This is a genomic window from Psychrobacter aestuarii (assembly GCF_904846035.1).
GTDB classification, from domain to species: Bacteria; Pseudomonadota; Gammaproteobacteria; order Pseudomonadales; family Moraxellaceae; genus Psychrobacter; species Psychrobacter aestuarii.
In genome coordinates, this window is the sequence record NZ_CAJGYT010000001.1 from 1,740,367 (window position 1) to 1,759,313 (window position 18,947).

14 protein-coding genes are annotated in these 18,947 nt (G+C 51.0%); 5 read left to right on the forward strand and 9 right to left on the reverse strand.

Annotated features, from left to right (window positions below; all coding sequences use genetic code 11):
* Positions 1 to 216 precede the first annotated feature (216 nt).
* Positions 217 to 1,104: a KPN_02809 family neutral zinc metallopeptidase gene (ypfJ, locus tag JMW05_RS07380; protein WP_201504675.1), complete on the forward strand. Its 888-nt coding sequence runs from the start codon at positions 217 to 219 to the stop codon at positions 1,102 to 1,104.
* A gap of 301 nt (positions 1,105 to 1,405) precedes the next feature.
* On the opposite strand, the gene JMW05_RS07385 is transcribed toward ypfJ, so the two are convergent.
* The 3 genes from JMW05_RS07385 to trxA all read right to left on the reverse strand — a co-directional run bounded on the left by JMW05_RS07385 (position 1,406) and on the right by trxA (position 4,399).
* Positions 1,406 to 1,645, reverse strand: a complete 240-nt coding sequence (locus JMW05_RS07385) for a glycine zipper 2TM domain-containing protein (RefSeq protein WP_201504676.1) — start codon at positions 1,643 to 1,645, stop codon at positions 1,406 to 1,408.
* Between the two features lie 681 nt (positions 1,646 to 2,326).
* Complete coding sequence (rho, locus tag JMW05_RS07390) at positions 2,327 to 3,595, reverse strand: transcription termination factor Rho (RefSeq protein WP_201504677.1); 1,269 nt, start codon at positions 3,593 to 3,595, stop codon at positions 2,327 to 2,329.
* A 477-nt stretch (positions 3,596 to 4,072) separates the two neighbouring features.
* Positions 4,073 to 4,399 (reverse strand): thioredoxin, encoded by a 327-nt coding sequence (gene trxA, locus JMW05_RS07395; protein ID WP_201504678.1) that lies wholly within the window; start codon positions 4,397 to 4,399, stop codon positions 4,073 to 4,075.
* 240 nt (positions 4,400 to 4,639) lie between these two features.
* Between trxA and JMW05_RS07400 the strand changes: the two genes are divergently transcribed.
* Positions 4,640 to 5,353 (forward strand): RluA family pseudouridine synthase, encoded by a 714-nt coding sequence (locus JMW05_RS07400; RefSeq protein WP_201504679.1) that lies wholly within the window; start codon positions 4,640 to 4,642, stop codon positions 5,351 to 5,353.
* Between the two features lie 43 nt (positions 5,354 to 5,396).
* Here JMW05_RS07400 and JMW05_RS07405 read toward each other — a convergent pair whose 3' ends face one another.
* Positions 5,397 to 6,338 carry a D-2-hydroxyacid dehydrogenase gene (locus JMW05_RS07405; protein WP_201504680.1) on the reverse strand — a complete coding sequence of 314 codons (942 nt, stop codon included), beginning with the start codon at positions 6,336 to 6,338 and terminating at the stop codon, positions 5,397 to 5,399.
* Positions 6,339 to 6,718: 380 nt separating this feature from the next.
* Here JMW05_RS07405 and rapA point away from each other — a divergent pair, with 380 nt between their 5' ends.
* Together rapA and JMW05_RS07415 are read left to right on the forward strand one after the other, a co-directional pair.
* Positions 6,719 to 9,604, forward strand: a complete 2,886-nt coding sequence (gene rapA / locus JMW05_RS07410; RefSeq protein ID WP_201504681.1) for an RNA polymerase-associated protein RapA — start codon at positions 6,719 to 6,721, stop codon at positions 9,602 to 9,604.
* Between the two features lie 351 nt (positions 9,605 to 9,955).
* Positions 9,956 to 10,876 carry an acyl-CoA thioesterase gene (locus JMW05_RS07415; RefSeq protein ID WP_201504682.1) on the forward strand — a complete coding sequence of 307 codons (921 nt, stop codon included), beginning with the start codon at positions 9,956 to 9,958 and terminating at the stop codon, positions 10,874 to 10,876.
* Between the two features lie 18 nt (positions 10,877 to 10,894).
* Here the strand turns inward: JMW05_RS07415 and mutY are convergent, their stop codons facing one another.
* From mutY to JMW05_RS07440, 5 genes are all read right to left on the reverse strand, one after another.
* A complete protein-coding gene (mutY, locus tag JMW05_RS07420; protein WP_201504683.1) occupies positions 10,895 to 12,109 on the reverse strand; it encodes an A/G-specific adenine glycosylase in 1,215 nt (404 codons plus the stop codon).
* A 93-nt stretch (positions 12,110 to 12,202) separates the two neighbouring features.
* Complete coding sequence (locus tag JMW05_RS07425; protein ID WP_201504684.1) at positions 12,203 to 13,057, reverse strand: GIY-YIG nuclease family protein; 855 nt, start codon at positions 13,055 to 13,057, stop codon at positions 12,203 to 12,205.
* Between the two features lie 104 nt (positions 13,058 to 13,161).
* Positions 13,162 to 14,118: a ribosome biogenesis GTPase YlqF gene (ylqF, locus tag JMW05_RS07430; protein WP_201504685.1), complete on the reverse strand. Its 957-nt coding sequence runs from the start codon at positions 14,116 to 14,118 to the stop codon at positions 13,162 to 13,164.
* A gap of 137 nt (positions 14,119 to 14,255) precedes the next feature.
* Positions 14,256 to 17,228 carry a DUF2339 domain-containing protein gene (locus tag JMW05_RS07435; RefSeq protein WP_201504686.1) on the reverse strand — a complete coding sequence of 991 codons (2,973 nt, stop codon included), beginning with the start codon at positions 17,226 to 17,228 and terminating at the stop codon, positions 14,256 to 14,258.
* A gap of 211 nt (positions 17,229 to 17,439) precedes the next feature.
* Positions 17,440 to 18,180 carry a dienelactone hydrolase family protein gene (locus JMW05_RS07440; RefSeq protein WP_201504687.1) on the reverse strand — a complete coding sequence of 247 codons (741 nt, stop codon included), beginning with the start codon at positions 18,178 to 18,180 and terminating at the stop codon, positions 17,440 to 17,442.
* A gap of 278 nt (positions 18,181 to 18,458) precedes the next feature.
* Between JMW05_RS07440 and JMW05_RS07445 the strand changes: the two genes are divergently transcribed.
* Positions 18,459 to 18,935 carry a YcgN family cysteine cluster protein gene (locus tag JMW05_RS07445; protein WP_201505565.1) on the forward strand — a complete coding sequence of 159 codons (477 nt, stop codon included), beginning with the start codon at positions 18,459 to 18,461 and terminating at the stop codon, positions 18,933 to 18,935.
* The last annotated feature ends 12 nt before the right edge of the window (positions 18,936 to 18,947 follow it).

The window sequence follows — 18,947 nt, forward strand, 5'->3', positions numbered from 1 at the left end:
TTTGTCATAGGGTGCGCCGATTTACTACAGTAAAATAACGAATTGATAACAAAAGGATATTTAAAATATCGCTAATGTCGTATAAAAAGGCGCAGCACAATGCCTATGGGTTCGTTAGGCGGCTTAGTAGATAAATGAGATAAAGAATCATTTTTATTTAAGAGAAAAACAAGCGATAACTGACATTATAATAAAAAGTAAGTAGAGGAGAGAGTTATGAAATGGCAAGGCAGACGTGGCAGCGATAATGTGCGCAGCAGCACAGGGGGTGGCAAGCTTTTAGGGGGTGGTATCGGCGGGATTGTTATCGCAGGTATTCTGTGGCTGGTATTCGGTGTCAATCCGATGACGGCTCTGCAAACGGGTCAAGTGATCGCGGGTGGCGGCGGTAGCAGTGAGACAGAAGTCGCCACGGCAAACGACCGTGATACGCAGTTTGTTAGAGTGGTATTGGCGGACACAGAAGAAGTCTGGCATCAGATTTTTCAGCAAAACAATTTAACGTATGAAGAACCGCAACTGGTGCTGTTTAATAACCGTATCAACTCGGCTTGTGGGTCAGCATCCTCAGCGACAGGGCCTTTTTATTGCCCAGGGGATAAGACCGTCTATTTAGATACCAGCTTTTTTGCTGAAATGCGCCAAAAACTGGGCATCTCAGGCGATCAGCAAGGCTCAGGCGATGCCGAAAACCAAGGTAAGGCAGGCGATTTTGCACAGGCTTATGTCATCGCGCACGAAGTCGGTCACCATGTACAGACATTGCTGGGTATCTCACAGCAGGTCAACCAAGTGCGCCAGACTGCCAGTCGCGCTGAAGGCAACCGCCTGTCGGTATTGCAAGAGCTACAGGCCGACTGTTTTGCTGGCGTTTGGGCAAATCGCAACCAAGAGCGCGTGAACTTTTTGGAATCAGGTGATATTGACGAGGCAATCAATGCTGCCAGTCAAATTGGCGATGACCGTTTGGCACAGGCCAGCGGCGGCGCGGTATCTCCAGACAACTTTACGCACGGCACCAGTCAGCAGCGCGTAGAGTGGTTTACACGTGGTTTACAAAGCGGCGATGTCCAATCGTGCGACACCTTTGGCAATCGCTTGTAATTATCTGTCAGCACGCGGCTTATGGATATGACAATAAAGGTATCTATAAGCTGCGCGCCGATATGGGATAGATAGCATATATAGAAGCTTATAAATGATATATGGTGCAAGTGCAATATATCCCTCTACCAACGCAAAAAAGCCTACAGCATGCTGTAGGCTTTTTTTATAGGTCACGCAATTATGGGATTAAGCGTTATTACATGCTTTGCTTACTCAATAAACGATATAGCGATGATACACAATCATCGCTAATATTAAAGCATTCTATCATCGCTTTGCCCCATAATAGAGCGCTTTATCAGTTGCTGTGGTCAATCACATAGCCGCCAGCACCACCAATCGCTGCACCTGCCAATGCACCGCGTGCGATATCTTTGCTGTCGCCTTTGCTCTTAATCAATGCACCAGCTGCTGCGCCTGCGGCGGCGCCTTTTGTGGTGTTGCTAAGGCCGCTGTTATAGCCTGCAGAGTTACACCCTGTCATTACCAAAGCTGCACTGGTAATGGCCGTCATCGCGATAGTTTTGGCAAATTTCATAGTCTCACCTATATGTGTCATGGATGTTGAAATACACGATGTATAATGACAGATATCTTTGTACCCTAAATGGCGCACATCAAATAAAAAGATACATGACTGTTTTTAAATTTGTCGCAATAAAGTTTGTTTGCAAAAATAGATTTTAAATAAAAGAGTTTTAAAAATATTTTTGCATGAATAAAAAACAAACTTTAAAACCAAAAAGACATTAAAATAACGTCTGAAAAGAGCAAATGATCTAAATAAGCATTATCATCTTGTCCTCATCATAAAGCAGAGCGCATCAGGCAGACGTAGTAAAAACGCTAATCTTTGCAAATGCTATGTAATTGATGTTTCCGCTGTGTATCATAGGTAACGCTTTCTTACGTGATTCTTGGGTTGGCGCGTGATGTCGCTACCTAGCATCCGTGCGCTGTTCTTAGCTATTCGCGCCCAAACGTGCCGTATTTAAACATAGGTACGCAAATAAAAATAGTATAGACAAAAAAAGACCACCCATGAGGCAGTCTTTGATTATCGATAAAATGAACAATGATTGAGTCAATAGATGCGTCGTTTTGCTGTGATTGCCGTAATAAACGGATGATATGCAGAACAATGCAGAGCAGAATAAGACGATATACAAGCGAGGCTTAAAACACCAATAAACGCTGTTTTAAGCCAATAGTGGGCGCTTTAATTCTGTGATTTGCGCTTCATTTGCTCAAAGAAGTCATCATTGGTTTTCGCTTCTTTTAAGCGATCCAGCAAGAACTCGGTGGCTTGTACGCCATCCATCGGCTGCAAGAGTTTGCGCAGAATCCAAACTTTACGCAGGGTGTCTTCATCGAGCAGACGCTCTTCGCGGCGCGTGCCTGATTTTTTGATGTTGATGGCAGGGAAGACGCGCTTTTCTGCCAAATCACGCTCAAGGGTAATCTCTTGGTTACCTGTGCCTTTGAACTCTTCAAAAATCACGCTGTCCATCTTGCTGCCCGTGTCGATAAGCGCGGTCGAGATGATGGTCAAGCTGCCGCCTTCTTCAACGTTACGCGCGGCACCAAAAAAGCGCTTTGGACGCTCAAGCGCATTGGCGTCGAGACCACCCGTCAGTACTTTGCCTGAGGACGGAATGACGGTGTTGTAAGCGCGGGCAAGGCGGGTAATAGAGTCGAGCAAAATCACCACGTCTTGCTTGTGCTCGACCAGACGCTTGGCTTTTTCGATGACCATCTCAGCCACCTGAACGTGGCGCTGTGGCGGCTCATCAAAGGTTGAGGCGACCACTTCACCGCGTACAGTACGCACCATCTCGGTCACTTCTTCAGGACGCTCATCAATCAAAAGGACGATAAGGTAACATTCTGGATTGTTGCGCGTGATGGACTGGGCGATGGTCTGTAGGAGAACGGTTTTACCTGCTTTTGGCGGGGCGACGATGATAGAGCGCTGACCTTTACCGATAGGGGCGATTAAGTCAATCATACGTCCCGTTAAGTCTTCGGTGGTGCCGTTGCCGACTTCCAATTTGAGCTGCTCGGTGGGGAATAGCGGGGTTAAGTTCTCAAAAATCAGCTTGTGACGTGAGCGGTCTGGGGTATCAAAGTTAATCTCACCGACTTTTAGCAGCGCAAAATAACGCTCAGAATCTTTTGGCGGGCGAATCGTACCTGCGATACTGTCGCCCGTTTTTAGATTAAAGCGGCGGATTTGGCTTGGGCTGACATAGATGTCGTCAGGACCTGCCAAATACGAGCCTTCTGAGGAGCGCAGAAAACCAAAACCGTCTGGTAGTACCTCAAGTACCCCATCACCATAGATGGCTTCGCCGTTACGGGCATGGGTTTTTAAGATAGCAAAGATGATGTCCTGCTTACGGCTACGCGCCATGTTATCAAGACCCATTTCTTTGGCGATTGCCAATAGCTCTGCGATTGATTTTTTCTTTAATTCAGTTAAATTCATAGATAAGTCATTAGCGGTTGATCAGGTGAGGACTGCCGTTAGCAGCACAACCTATGCCATGGATAAATGCAGCGATGCTATCGCAATAGGTGTGTGCACAGAGTTGATTGCTATGTAGCACTTGTCACCAGCCGTATGGTCATGCGGCAGGGGAGACAAAATAATGATGAGGGGCTACATAAGAGTTTTTGATAAAAACTCAGTATCAGTAATTGCGTTCAATAAAGTAATTGTGTTTTGTGTTGATAAACACGAGGAGAATGGCGCTCAAACGCCTAAGAACGCAGTTATGCTGTTCTTGTGAGCAGACTATACGGTTTTAGAGCTTCTATTGTCAATTATTTTCACTAAAAAATGCACATAATCGGTGTTTTGCAGGCAAAAAAACAAAATTGGTCATTATTTTGTGCAGATAATGACCAATTCGGCACTACATGGTGGGGATAGTGAGCACAATAGAAGTGCTCAAAACCTTATTTATACATGCTTATCAAGGACTTTCGCCAATTCTGCTTTTGATTGCAGACCGACCACAGAGTCCACTTTTTCGCCATTTTTAAAGACGAATAGGGTTGGGATGTTACGGATACCAAAGCGGCTCGCTGATTGTGGGTGGTTGTCCACGTCAACTTTAACGACTTTAACTTTGCCTTGGTACTCGTCGGCTAGGTCTTCTAGTACAGGGGCGATGGCTTTACATGGGCCGCACCAAGCTGCCCAGAAATCTACCAATACAGGCACATCAGATTGCAATACGTCGGCATCAAAATCGCTGTCTGTGGTGTTTACAATAAGGTCTGACATAATTGTTCTCTCTTGTCGTGCCATTTAAGGTATCACCGAGCCCTATTTGTGGGCTTTATGGCAGTAAAATGACCTTAAACGGATAAAAATGTGCCATCATATTAGCACGTTTCTGCGCGGATGGCAGAGGCTGACGTGTTAAAATACTTAACCATGATTATGAGTAAAACCAATGACCACGCGCTTACCAGCCAAGGCGCCGTTCGCGCGTGGTCATTCTTTGATATAAGTTGCTGTGTTATGCCGATTACTGACGAGGATGTTGCCTTATTAAACGCTGCTGAGGCGCGTTATAGCATCGATTTTTTTAAGGACTTTGCCCAGTCGATTACCGTCTATGAAGACGACGACATTTGGGTGGTGGACAAACCTGCAGGGCTACTGAGCGTCAATGGCAAATCGCTCAAGGTCAGCCTGTTGTCGCGCCTTGAGCGTGCCAATCCTGAGGTCAAGCTGATACATCGGCTGGATATGGACACCTCGGGTCTGATGATTTTTGCCAAAAACCCTGCCGCGCAAACGCATATCAGCAAGCAGTTTATTGAGCGCTTGCCGCAAAAGCAGTACGCCGCGCGTGTGATGGGCAAATGGCTGTCGGTGGGAGATAAGGGCGAGATTAATGTGCCTGTACGCTATGAGCCTGCCACCAAGCCGCGCCATATCGTGGACACCGAATGGAAAAAGCACGCCTTGACCTTGTATGAGGTGCTGGGGCACGAACAGTGCGCGGGCGAGTGGGTGACGCGCGTGGCGCTCAAGCCTGTAACGGGACGTAGCCATCAGCTGCGCGTGCATATGGTGCATGTGGGGCATGTGATGATTGGCGACCCGATTTATGCAACCGATACCGCGCTTGCCATTGCACCGCGTCTCAACCTGCACGCGCACCAGCTGCGCCTCAAGCATCCTGTCTTGGGCGCGTGGATGGATTGGGAAAGCCCTGTACCGTTTTGAACAGCTTTAAACAGTCAGCGCCGTCCCGCGTTTAGGACGTGTGCTAGCGTTTATTAATAAAGTCATTAACCTGCGTACATAAGGTGTCCCATAGGTTCAGCTGCGCCGCCTTGCTGCCCCATGCGTTGTGCGGGCTAAAGATGACGCGTGGGTGCTGCGCGACGCGGTGTAGCGGGTAGTCGCTGGCAATCGGCTCTTGGGCAAAGACATCGCTTGCGTAGCCTAAGATTTTGTCATTATCAATCGCATCGACGATTGCGCCTGCGTCTACCACACCGCCGCGCGCGACATTGACGATAAGCGGGCGCTGTTGCATTTTATTAATGGTATCGGCATCAATCAGCTGTTCGGTGGCATCGGTCAATGGGCAATGCAGACTAATCACGTCCGACTGTGCCAGCACGGTATCAAAGTCGGTATAGTCGCTGCTGCGCGGCTCGCGTCCTGCATGCTCTGCCCACAGCACGGTCATGCCAAAGGCGCGGGCAATCTCGGTGACGCGCTTGCCAATCGTGCCGACACCGATGATGCCGAGCGTGCGGTCTTCTAAATCAAGCAGCGGCACGTCCAATAAGCAAAAATTGCCATCCGCTGCCCAGCTGCCGTCTGCGACTTTATTATGATAATGCAGCGCGCTGCGCATGGCGGCGAGCATCAGCATAAAGGTATGCTCAGGCACGCTTTTGACTGCGTAGCCTGCCACATTATATAGCGCCACGTCATTTGCCGCACATGCATCACTATCGACATTGTTCATCCCTGTTGCGGTCAGCTGAATCAGCTTGAGCGTGGGTAGGCTGTCGATGACGTCTTTGTCTAATTTGACCTTGTTGGTGATGATGATGTCCGCGTCTTTGCAGCGCTCAATGAGGGTATCGGTGTCTTGCGGGGTGTCCTCGAACACTTGGTAATCGGTGACGCCCTCAGGCTGCGGCAAATCGATATCGTCTGAGAACGTGCCTCTATCTAAAAATACAGCGCGCATAGTGTGACCTTTGATGATTATGATGGATAGGGGTGGGTGGCTAAGTGAATCAGTGACTCATAAAAAATAATGTAACACGATTTTTGTGTGCCGCGCACGCCCTGACAAAAAGCAAACAGCTTGCCGCTTTGATTTACCGTCTTACACAGACTTTGCGCAATGACTTGAAAAATGAACTTAGCATACGCATCTAGCCGCTAACGTTATATAATGACGGTTTTGGTGATACACATCGCTCAATCGGTGTTATCGGTCATCAACACGACAATCCTTACGTCGCCGCTGTGACGGTACGTTCTAGCGGGCGCGGTACGTGCACTCTGATGACTGTGCTACCATGACCCTCTTATTTTTCATCTAAGTACAAAAGACATCGCCTTATGACTATCTCTGCCGCTGCATTGCACAGTACCCAATTCGCTGTTGGTCAACGCTACCTCTCTGATACTGAGTCTGAACTCGGCTTGGGCGTGGTCATTGATGTGGATGACCGCTGCGTACATATCTTGTTTCCACAAAGTGAAGAAACCCGCGTCTACGCACAAAACTCCGCGCCGCTATCGCGCGTGGTCTTTAAGGTCGGTGACAGCATCAGCGACCAATCTGGTAACAGCTACACCGTGACAGGGGTTGAAGAGGTCATGGGCGTTTTAAAATACAGCGTCGATGGCAACGATAAGGGCATTATGGAGACGCGCCTTGCGGCGAACATCACCCTTGCCAAGCCCCTTGAGCGCCTGCTGGCAGGTCGCATTGAGCGTGGCGACTGGTACGAGCTGCGCCAAGACTTGCTGCGTATGCAAGCGGCACTGGCAGGTCACCCGCTCAAAGGCTTGATGGGCGCTCGTGTCGACATCATCGAGCATCAGCTGTATATCGCGCATGAGGTAGGCAAGCGTATTGCCCCGCGTGTACTGCTGGCGGACGAAGTGGGACTCGGTAAGACCATTGAGGCAGGTCTGATTATCCATCAGCAGCTGTTGACGGGTAAGGCGACCCGCGTGCTTATCTTGGTGCCAGACAGCTTGCAGTATCAGTGGATGATTGAGCTGCGTCGCCGCTTTAATTTGAACTTTGCGCTCTTTGACTTGGTGCGTACGGCAGCGATTAAAGAGCACGACCCTGAACAAAACGTGTTCTTGACCGAACAGTGCATCATCGCGGGTATGGACCTTTTACTTGACCATCATGACTTGTACGAGCAGGCGATGGATGCAGGCTTTGACTTATTGGTCGTCGATGAGGCGCATCATTTGCATTGGGATGAGGCGCAAGGCGGCAATGATAAGTATGACTTGGTCGCCGATTTTGCTGAAGAGACGCCTGGGGTCATGCTATTGACCGCAACGCCAGAGCAGCTGGGCGCGCAAAGTCACTTTGCCCGTTTGCGCTTATTGGACGCCAACCGCTTTGATGATTTGGACGACTTTATTGCATCGCAAGATGCTTTTGCCGAAACCGCTGCGGTCGCTGGCGTTTTGATTGAAGACAAGCCATTAAGCCAAGGGCAAATCTCGGCGCTGAGCCATTTGCTTGGCATGGATGACAGCGAGCTTGCCAGTATCAATGATGATGACAAGCTGCGCACCTATGCGCTAAACGAGCTGCTTGACCGTCATGGCACAGGTCGCGTGCTGTATCGCAACACCCGCGAGAGCGTGCAGGGCTTTTATGGACGCCGCAGCGAGCCGCATCCGTTGCCTTTGCCTGAATCGTGGGTCGGCAGCTATCAGACCACAGGCAAGTTGCGCGAGCAGCTGTGGGGCGAAGAAAACCAGCCCGATGGTGGCTGGCTCGAGGACGACCCGCGCGTGCCGTGGCTGATCGATACCCTAAAAGGGGCGCTCAAGCATGACAAAGTGCTGCTCATCGCGCGCAGTGGTGCGACGGTTGAGAGCTTAGAGGCCGTACTTCGTCTGCATGCTGGCATCAAAACCGCCATCTTTACCGAGCAGATGAGCCTGCTTGAGCGTGACCAAGCGGCGGCGTTTTTTGCCGATAGAGAGGGGGCGCAGATTCTGCTGTGTTCTGAGATTGGCTCAGAGGGGCGCAACTTTCAGTTTGCCAGCCAGCTGATACTGTGGGACTTGCCTGCCAACCCTGACACGCTAGAGCAGCGCATCGGTCGTCTTGACCGTATCGGACAGACGCAGCAAATCACCTTGCACGTGCCTTATGTTGAAGGGACGGCGCAAGAGCGTTTGTACCTATGGTACGCCGATGCCCTAAATATCTTTAATCAAATTTCGCCCACCGCGCAAACGGTGCAAGAGCAGTTTATTGTGGATTTAAAGCCACTACTCGAAGGCGCGGACACGCCTGACAATCGCATAGCGCTAGAACAGCTGATTGAAGAGGCGCAAGCGACGCGTCTGGGGCTAGAGGCGCAGTTGCAAGCTGGGCGCGACCGTCTGCTTGAGTACAACTCGTGCCGTCCGCGTGTGGCGTCACGTATTGCCGCAGCGATGCATGACTTTGATGACAAAAACCTATTGCCGCAGTTTGTCGAGCGCTTTTTGGCATCCGCCAACATCGACCACAGCGTGCAGCGTGACGGCTCATGGATTCTCGCGCCTATTGATAGCGCCCAAGCCAATGAATATATCGAGGGCTTGCCGCTGGATGAAGAGGGTATGACCTTGACCTTTGACCGTCAGCAGGCATTGATGCGTGAGGACATGGACTTTGTCACCCATGAGCATCCGCTCATGCGCGCCATTTATGAGATGGCGAGTGCCAGCACCTTTGGTAATACGGCGGTGGCGATGCTCAAAAGCGCTGCTGTACCACAAGGCATGGTACTGCTCGAAGTGAATTTTCGCATAGAGGCCATCGCGCCTAAGCTCTTGAACTTGCCAGCCATGCTGCCAAAACAGCATCTGCGCGTGTTTATCAGTGAGCAAGGCGGCGACTTGTCTGAGCGCATCAGCAGTGAGATGATTTTGCCGCACATTGAGCGCTTGGACAAAAACCGTGCGCGCCAAGTCGTCAAAGTGCGCGGTGAAGTGATTGAAAGCCGCTACCACGATGCCGAGCGCATCGCCCAAGCACAACTGGCAGACATCAGCCATACTGCCAAAGAGCGCTTTGGTCAACAGTGGTCGCGTGAGATTAAACGCTTGCAGCACTTGCAAAGCATCAATCCCAACGTACGTCCTGAAGAGATTGAGCGTCTAGAGCAGCTTCAAGCCCAAGGCATGCAAGCACTTGAGCAGCTGTCTTTGGTGCCCGATTCTATCCGTGTGCTGGTCGCTGTCAAGCCATAAGCCTGACATATCAGTTAATCCATTATTATGAGATGCCTGCGGGTGTCTCATTTTTTTGCCTGTAGTTTGTGTGCTGATGTTTGCTTCATATCATGCCGTCATTGTCCATGGGCGCAAGAGTCAGATTAATCTTACACAATTATTGGTGATTGACTGGTCAAGGCGTGGGATATTGGGTAATATAATTTCGCTCTTTTAGAGCGCATTGATGTTTATGTAGTTTAAGTTAACTATTCATTCATAGCACGCATGGGGTACATAGATACGCCATGGCAAACGCGACCCGACGCCCCATGATATGGACGTTGTCAGGCACAGTGGTCACTATAATCACCGAGGAGACTTGCCGTCATGTCTGATAATACCACCCTTATTGACCAATTATTGCAAACGGTCACGCTGACAGAAATCGCCACCGATGTTTTTGAAGGTCAAAGTTATGATTACGTCGGTGCGCGTATCTTTGGCGGGCAGGTGCTGGCGCAAGCTGTGATGGCAGCGGCGCACACGCTAGAGACAGACAAGCCTTGTCATTCGTTGCATGGCTACTTTTTGCGCGGTGGTGATATCCGTCAGCCCGTCATCTATCAAGTACGCCGCCTGCGCGATGGTCGCAGTCTGTCGGCGCGTGAAGTGACGGCTGTACAGTATAAGACAGGCTCTGATGGCGAGGCGGTCGAGCAGGTGATATTCTCGATGATTGCGTCATTTTCTCCAATGGAAGAGGGGCTTGATTACCAAGAGCGCATGCCTGTTTATCCGCCGCCTGAAGATTTACTCAGTGAACAAGAGCTGAAACAAAACTACGTCGAGGGCGTGCCTGACAGCCTAAAAGCGCGCTTTATGCGTCGCCGTCATGTCGAGATTAAGCCTGTGCAGCCGCGCGACCCTATCAGCCCTGAGCCGATGAAGCCCAAGCAAGCCAACTGGATACGCATCCATGAGCTGGGCGCGCAGCCGATTGCCATTCAGCAGGCGCTGCTTGCTTTTGCTTCGGATTTTTATTTGGTGGGTACAGGCTTGATGTCGCACGGCATCAGCTTTATGACCAAAGGGTTGCAGGCGGCGAGTATCGACCACTCGATGCACTTTCACCGCGACTTTGATTTGAACGATTGGTTGCTGTACGACATGTGGAGCGATACCACCTCAAATGCCAAAGGACTGAACCATGGGCAGTTTTGGCAAGCGGGCAAACTTATCGCCACCGTGCAGCAAGAAGGGCTGATGCGTCTGCGTATGCCGCAGCCATCACAGACCACATTGGCGTAATACGCTGTCTTTCTCCCGCTATTCTGCCGCGCCGCTGTCTAAAATCTTGACCATCGCGCGCGGTAGGCTAAGCGCGGTTGCCACGTCCACCGTTTGCCACACAAAGCGCACGTCCGCTGCCTTGAGCATGTCACTCAACGCTTGAGCGTCTTTGCTATCCACGCGCTGTATATGCGGCGTTAAGAACCAATGAAAATGCGTCAAGGAATGCTTAATAGCGGCTGGCGCGTCCATTGGCTGATTTGCATCAACCACCTTATTTTTCTTTAACCACGTATCAATGATTTGCTCGGCGGTCGAGTACTCTGCCTCAAACGCCTTGTCCTCAGTTGCCACGCTTAGCACTTTTTTGCCTTGCGTTTTTTGCTCAAAGGCTAAAGGCAAGCTCCACAACCCACCCCAAATACCATTGTCAGGGCGCTGTAGCCACAGCAGCTCGCCCGCTGGATTTTGCAGCAGTAATGCTTTGCTAAATTTGCTCGGTTTGGCTTGTTTTTTTGCTTTGACAGGGTAGTCGGTCTCGCGTCCTTGCGCGTGCGCGATGCAGTCGGCTTGTAATGGGCAGAGCAGGCAGGCAGGCTTGCGGCGGATACAGAGCGTCGCGCCCATATCCATCATGCCTTGGGCAAAGCGCCCTGAGTGCGCGCGCGGGGTCAGGCGCGTTGCCAATGCCCACAATACCTTGTCGGTGGCACTCTTAGTAATGTCGCCATCAATGCCCGCCCAGCGCGTCAGCACCCGCTTGACGTTACCATCACAGATGACGCCGTAACCGTGCAAGCCCATCGCCACAATCGCGCCTGCGGTTGACGGACCGACACCCGCAATGGCTTGCCAGCCGTCAACCGTCTGCGGAAAGTTGCCTGTCTCATTGATGACTGCTACCAGCTGCTTTGCGCCTTTGTGCAAATTGCGTGCGCGCGCGTAATAGCCCAGCCCCGCCCAATGCTCTGCGACCGCATCCCAGTCCGCCGCCGCCAAATCCTGCACGGTGGGGAAGCTCTCCATAAATCGCGCAAAGTACGGCAAGACGGTCGCTACCTGCGTTTGTTGCAGCATGACCTCAGAGAGCCATACCATATAAGGATTGGGCGTGTCGGTCTGGTGCTGCTGCCACGGCAAGTCGTGACGACCGTGCGTCTCGAACCACTCGAGAATACGCGGCGCGAAGCTGTCAAGCGACTCGGCAGGCTGGGTAAATGCGGTGTTAGGTAGGGCGGTCGGTTGGGTCATAGGCTCTTATACAAATCAGCAATAAATTGAGGTGCGCAGCTTAAAGATTAAACTGCGTTGATAGAAATATATGGTGACGGCGCACACGATTTACTAGCGGTAAATGTCGCTTAGGGTTTGTCCAGCAGCATTTTTCCATACAATCCAGCCATTGTTAGAGCATCCTGCTACCAACTGGCTGCCTTCACTTGGGGTTTTAAACAAATAGGACTCCATTAACTCATAAACATTATCATCCACCTCTCTTAATATTCCGTTCTTAAGTAAATTATCCCTTATCTGAAGAGTGATTTTCGTTATTGAAGGAGTATTTCTTTTTAACACATATGAGCCTGCAAGAACTACAAAACCATCATCGTCATAATATCCTTTAGCAGTAGCCTCTTTGGTTTTAAAGTAAAAAAGCATGGGCTGCGGATCAGCAATTACTGCGGATGCGATTTCTGGCAAAGCGGGCTGCTGTGGATTTTGCGGCGCTCTTGTATCTACTATGGTGCTGGGGGTATGAATGCCAATGGATTCAAAGATAGGTTGTCCAAGCGTAGACAATAAAATGTCTAAGGTATGAAACAGCTCTTCACAGTCCGCTTGCAGTGGCGCAGGCGTATAGGGCTTACTACCAGTATTACCATTTTGCAAGTCATAGCGCGCCACTTCTGTGGCTATGTGAATGGCTTTATGCTCCATATACAGCGCGTGGGTTTGGGTCATGGTGTTGTTGGTGGAGAGCATGACAAAGACCCGTGTCCAAAAATCTTTGTCATTGTTATGGTTCTTTAGGCGCTGCGTTAGATCGCCCGTTTGCCCGATGTAAAGCAAGGGCTTGTCCGTGCTGTCTGTATCACCGATTAAAAAGTATAAGCCTACTTGCTTGGCATCAGGCATATTTAAAAAATCTGCAATATGAATACGCGGTACTTCAATCACGCGCACGGTACGTGTGGTCATTTCAGCGACACGCAGCCCACGAGGATTGCCTGTGGGCAGGTAGATTTGGATGGTTTTTGCCGAGGGAGTAGAGGTGTTCATCATTACCTATAGATTCTAATACGTTATTTCCGATTCTTTCTCGTTTTTAAACGGCGTAAGCGCTTTTCTTCTTCACGCGCCTTTTTCTTTTCTTCAGCGGCGATGCGCTGCTCGGCGACGATGATTTCTTCGGCGTCCATCATTTCAGGGGTTTCAAGCGTGATGCGCCCAAGCGTACCGCTACGCAGCTCGTTGATAAGAATCTCCGACATGCGGTAGGTGTCGACCTGATTGCCCGAGCGCACGCAGCCGCGATTGCGCCCCGCGACTTCAAAAAACTCCCAGTCGGTTTTTGGCAGCGTTTCAATTTTATAGCGGCTTTTGAGCAGCTCAGGGTAGGCGTGTAGCAGGTACTCGGCGGTGTAGCTGGCGACATCGGCAAAATCAAAGGCGGTGTCACGGATGCCGCCCGTTGCCGCAAGGCGGTAGCCTGAGTTTTCGTTTTCAACCTTGGGCCACAGCATTCCTGGGGTGTCATAAAGCATGATGTCGTCATCGAGTTTGATGAGCTGCTGCGACTTGGTGACCGCAGGCTCATCGCCCGTTTTGGCGACCGCGCGCCCTGCTAAGGTGTTGATGAGGGTCGATTTGCCGACGTTGGGAATGCCCATAATCATGGCTTTGATTTGGCGACCTGTGCCGACTTTGTTGGGCACGAGATTTTTGCACAGCTGCAAGATGCGCTGTACGTCCGCCGCTTTATTGGTGTCGCAGGCGATGGCTTTGACTTGGTTTTGCTGCTCAAGATGCGCCATCCAAGTTTGCGTCAGCTCAGGATCGGCAAGGTCGGCTTTGTTAAGGATTTTGATGACGGGTTTTTCACCGCATAGGGCAGCGACCATGGGGTTTTCGCTGCTGTACGGAATGCGCGCGTCAATCACCTCGATGATGACGTCCATCTGTGGCATGATTTCTTTGATTTCGTTGCGGGCTTTGTTCATGTGCCCAGGGAACCATTGAATGCTTGCTCTCTTGTCCATCTGCTTATATCACCTTTTGATTGCTATGGGGCGTAAAAGACGGGCGAGATGCCGTCTTTTATCATAGGGGTCAGTTTACTACAGAACGAAAAAGATAACGGCGCAATTTTGGCGTACACGCATAGCGAGGCGATGGGTCATCGTTTTTCGGTATCGGGTGTGGTCTGCGCAGGCGGCAAGGGCGCAAGATAACCGATTAACAAAATCAGACTGCCCGCGACAATAAAGGATGCCACACGCAGCAAGGTTTGCGTCTGCGACAAGTCAATAAACATCAGCTTGAGCAGCACCACGCCGAGCAGTCCAATACCGCCGAACCACAACAAGCGCTGGCGGTAGCGGTTGGCAATAAAGGTCGCGGCAAGGGCAATCAGCGTCCATAAGATGGTCAGCCCCGTTTGTACTTGTTCGCTTTGCCACACGTTTGGATGTTGCTGCAACCAAAGCGGCGTGCCAATAAAGGCGTGCAGCGTGCGCACAAGGATGCTCGACAACCAGTAAAAGCCAATCACTGCCAATGCCAAAAATGCAAGGCGATGATGCTCAATCAGGCTGGCGTGCGGGGCGCGGATGCGTTTGAGTACGATTAAGAGCAGCAGCGAGCAGCCCATGATTGCCGCCATCGTGATGTCTACAATGCTGAGTACAGGCAGGTAGGGCAAGTCCCACACCTTACCATCCTCAAAAAGGTTGCTAAAAATCACCCACACAAAGCCAAAGGGCAGCAGCGCATTGCCCGCGCCGATGAGCGCGTGTGGCAGACCCATCCAAGCAGGCGCACGCGATATCAGTGAGGGCGTGCGCGCATTCGCAGGCGCGCGCATTTGGCGGTAGTAGCCGTATAGCGGGATGCCATAGAGCAAGGTCACCAGCAGCATCGGCGGCGCGATATGGGCAGTCGCCATGTCGGAGTGCAGTAATAAGCTATAAAAAATCACAGCCAGCACCGTGATGAGTAAGCCTGTCGCGTCCCATGTGCGCTGCTCGCCTACCCGATACCAGCGCTTGAGCCACAGTAGCGCCGTGCCAACTGCCGCCAGCATGCTCACGATAAACAGCAACCAGTTGCTATCCGACCATGGATAATTCAGCGCGATATTGACTGGATGCAAGGTCAATAGCAGGACATATAAAGCAAGGAACAATAAATGCGTAACTTTGCGCGCCGCGTACCACGGGGCTTTGCTGTCCAGCAGCCAATATGCTGCACTGTGCATAATAAGCGCAAGAGCAAATAAGGTCATGTCCTCAACAGACCACCACAAATCAAAGGCGCAATACGTCGCCCACACGCTCCAGCCCGTCGCTATAAGGGTAAAGGCATAGAGCGGCACTTGGTTTGCCCAGTGGGTCAGTGTTGTTTTTTTGCTGCGTGTATTGTCTTTGGGCGCTTGATACTGCGCATGCTCACGTAAGACAAAGGCGCTGATGAGTGGCAACCACGCGGTGATCAGCCACACCAATACCAGCGAGCTGTCGCCTGCATATAGCCGATTGGGAATGTTCCAAAACCACAGCCAAAAGATGCTAAAGACATGCAGTGCCAGACCAAAAGATACCGCCCAGCCACGCTTGCTACGCTCGCCAAGCCAAACGAGCGCCAGCGCTTGAATCGACCAGCCCGCCGTGGTCCAATCGGCGTTTAACGCGAGCGCCAGCATGATTGCCAAAAATCCTGCACCCACGGCGAGCATACTCTCGGTAATCAGCAGATAGCGCGCGCTTTTCTTGGCAAAGACATAGCCGACACCCAAATACATCAGTGCCAATATCCCCGCGGTTATGGTCAAGCCGTCACTGATAGGTTCAAGCAATACCGCAAAGATACCAAAGGCTAAGACAGGCACCGAAAACAGCAAGCTGGTATCGATGGGGAACAGCGAGCGCGTATCTTGTGGATAGGTTTGGGTTTGGCTGTTATAAGCAATGATATGCTGCGCATAGCGCACCGCCACGAACAGATACAGCAATACGTGCAGCGCCGTGAGGAGCACCAACATCCAGCGCTGTTCATTAATTTGCGCGGCGACACTGATAGACTCGGTCAAGCCCAAATAATACGCCACACCAAAGCTCGCCAGCACGCTGACCAAGTTCAGCACTTTCCATGCGCGGTAATGCGCCATGAGTGCGACGGCGGTATTGAGCAGTAAATAATAGCCAAACAATAAGCTTAAACTGCCACTGTCTGTACCCGTCAATAACGGCGCAAAAAAACCGCCCGACAATGCCAATACCGCCAAAGGAAAGGCATTCTGGCGCACTGCAAGCAGCGTCGTCGCAATCGCCAGCAGTGCAAGCAGGGTAAAGCTTGGCGCATTGCCCAGCACTTGATACACCCAATAAGCAAAAAATACCGTCAAATACGTGATGGCAAGCCCCGCGCCTTGCAGCGTGATGCCATAGGTAAAGCGTTTATCCGTCAAGCGATAGCCCAGCCCCGCAAGACCCAGACCCACAAATGCAATCGCGCCAAGCTTGAGGCTAATCGGAATCTCGATATAGTCGCTAATCAAGCGCAGCAGCAGTACCACGCCTACGAGCAGGACGATGACGCCGACGCGCACCACCAGATTGCCACCGAAAAACCAGTTTTTAACTGAAGCGGCTAAAGACGTGACCATCGGTAGCGAGCGTTCATCAGGCTCGCTCGGGCTGCTGGGCGGCGTATTTGTGCTGTCGTATTGCGGAGCAGTATGCGTGCTTTGCTGATTATCAATAGGCGTTTGGGTATTTTTTCTGGGATTAATGTGTCCGTACAGGGTTTGATAAAAGGGGGCTACCGAAACAAACGGCACGGCGACAGTCATGGGCGATATGGGCACAAACTGCGGGTAGCGGCTCGGCGGTGCTTGGGTAGCGGTGTCCTCAGGCAACGGCGGCGGAGTAGGAGACGGCGTTTGCATTTGCGCGTGCGTCTGATACGTCGTCTGTGTTTTGGGGGCGGGCGTAGGCGCTGTTGGCTGTCGTTGCTGCGCTGCCGTTAGGGCGCGGACTTGCTGTTCAAGTACGGTAATACGGCGACTGGCACGCGCGTACAGCACAATCGTCACAATCAGCAAGGCGACGAACACCCACCAGCCAAGTACGTCCAGTAAAAAATGCAGCATAACGACCTTCACCCATTGCCCTTGATTTCAATAGCCGATGATGCCGCGATTTTGACCCAAGTACAAGATAAGATACGTATAAGTGCAAACAATTGATGATAAAAAGGTCAGCGCCGAAAAGACAGACAAAAAAAAGCCGCCAAACGGTGAGGTTTGGCGACTTATCAGGACTTTATTCATTTTTTATTAATAAAGCCACTTGTTCGATGGCTTACGCGAGGTTTTCTTTCATAAAGTCCATCATGTTTTCCCAGCTTTGCTTGGCGGCGTTTTCGTTGTAGCCGAGATCCACGTCATTTTTCGCCGCGCGCTCATCGGCGTTCGGGTTGGTAAAGCCGTGCTTGGCATTGTCATACACATCGATGGTGTAATCAACGTCCGCCGCATCCAGCTCTTTTTTCAAATCTTCAATGGCGTCCATGCTGACCATGGAATCATCACGACCGTGCGCGACCAAGACTTTGGCATGGAAGTTGTCTTTATCAGCAGGTTGTTTTGGTGCTGGGTTGCCATGGAAGGTGGCGACCGCTTTTAGCGGCATGCCTTCGCGTGCCATATCTAGGACGATTTTGCCACCGAAGCAAAAACCAATCGCGCCAAGTTTGTCGCTATTGACCACGAGCTGGTCGCTAAAGTCATTTAAAATCAGCTGACAGCGCGCCATCAGCATATCTTGGTCTTCTAATACTTGCTGCATCCACATATTCGCTTGCGCCGCATCAGTGGTCAGCTTGCCTTCACCATAGATGTCCATCGCCACTGCCGCATAGCCTGCTTCTGCCAAGCGCTCGGTGACGGCTTTTGGATGCTCGACCACGCCCCACCATTCAGGTGCGACCAAAATGCCTGAGGCAGGCTTATCTTCAGAGGCTGTCTCAGGGACAGCGACATAACTGATAAGCTGTACGCCATTTTCTGTGGTGCTGATAAGCTCAAATGTTTTAATTGACATAAATGGTATCCTTTATTTTATCGTTTATAAGTATTTATAGAGAGTTTACTAATGAATTGCGCGCCCCGCTGTGCTTGTCTTTAGGTGTGTATATTCAGTGAAAGCGGCAAACACGCGTATTACCTTAACGCCGCTGGCAAGCGAAAACAGCTATAATACTGTAACGCCCGTTAAAAAATTGCTAATACCGTGTTAGTACGGTTACGAGGTTTACTTTGTCTGATATCTCCCGCACACCTGACGTAAAACAGCATTCGCCTGATGCCGCGCCGCAGCCGATTGCGCACGATGACAGCGCGTTACGCCCGCAGTTTTGGCAGCATTATGCGCTGAATGAACTTAATGATGAGGAGTGGGAAGCGCTGTGCGATGGCTGCGGCACGTGTTGTTTGGTCAAGTTTATGGACGAGGATGATGATATCGTTGAGTACACCGATGTGGCATGCCGCCTGATGGACTGCTCAACAGGACATTGTCAGCATTATGAGACGCGCCAAGATTACGTGCCTGAATGTATCCAGCTGACGATGGACAACTTGCCGCAGATGATGTGGCTGCCTGCGCACTGTGCGTACAAACGCTTATACCAAGGGCAATCACTGCCCGACTGGCATTTGCTCATCACCGAGGATGCGGCAACAACGCATGCGGGGATGAAAGCGGCGAATATCGGTATTGCAGGGCGCTGTATTTCAGAGCGCGGTCTGGATGATGATGCGATTGAGATGCGGCTGGTCAGCTGGGTGGATGTCTGATGGCAGCAGACA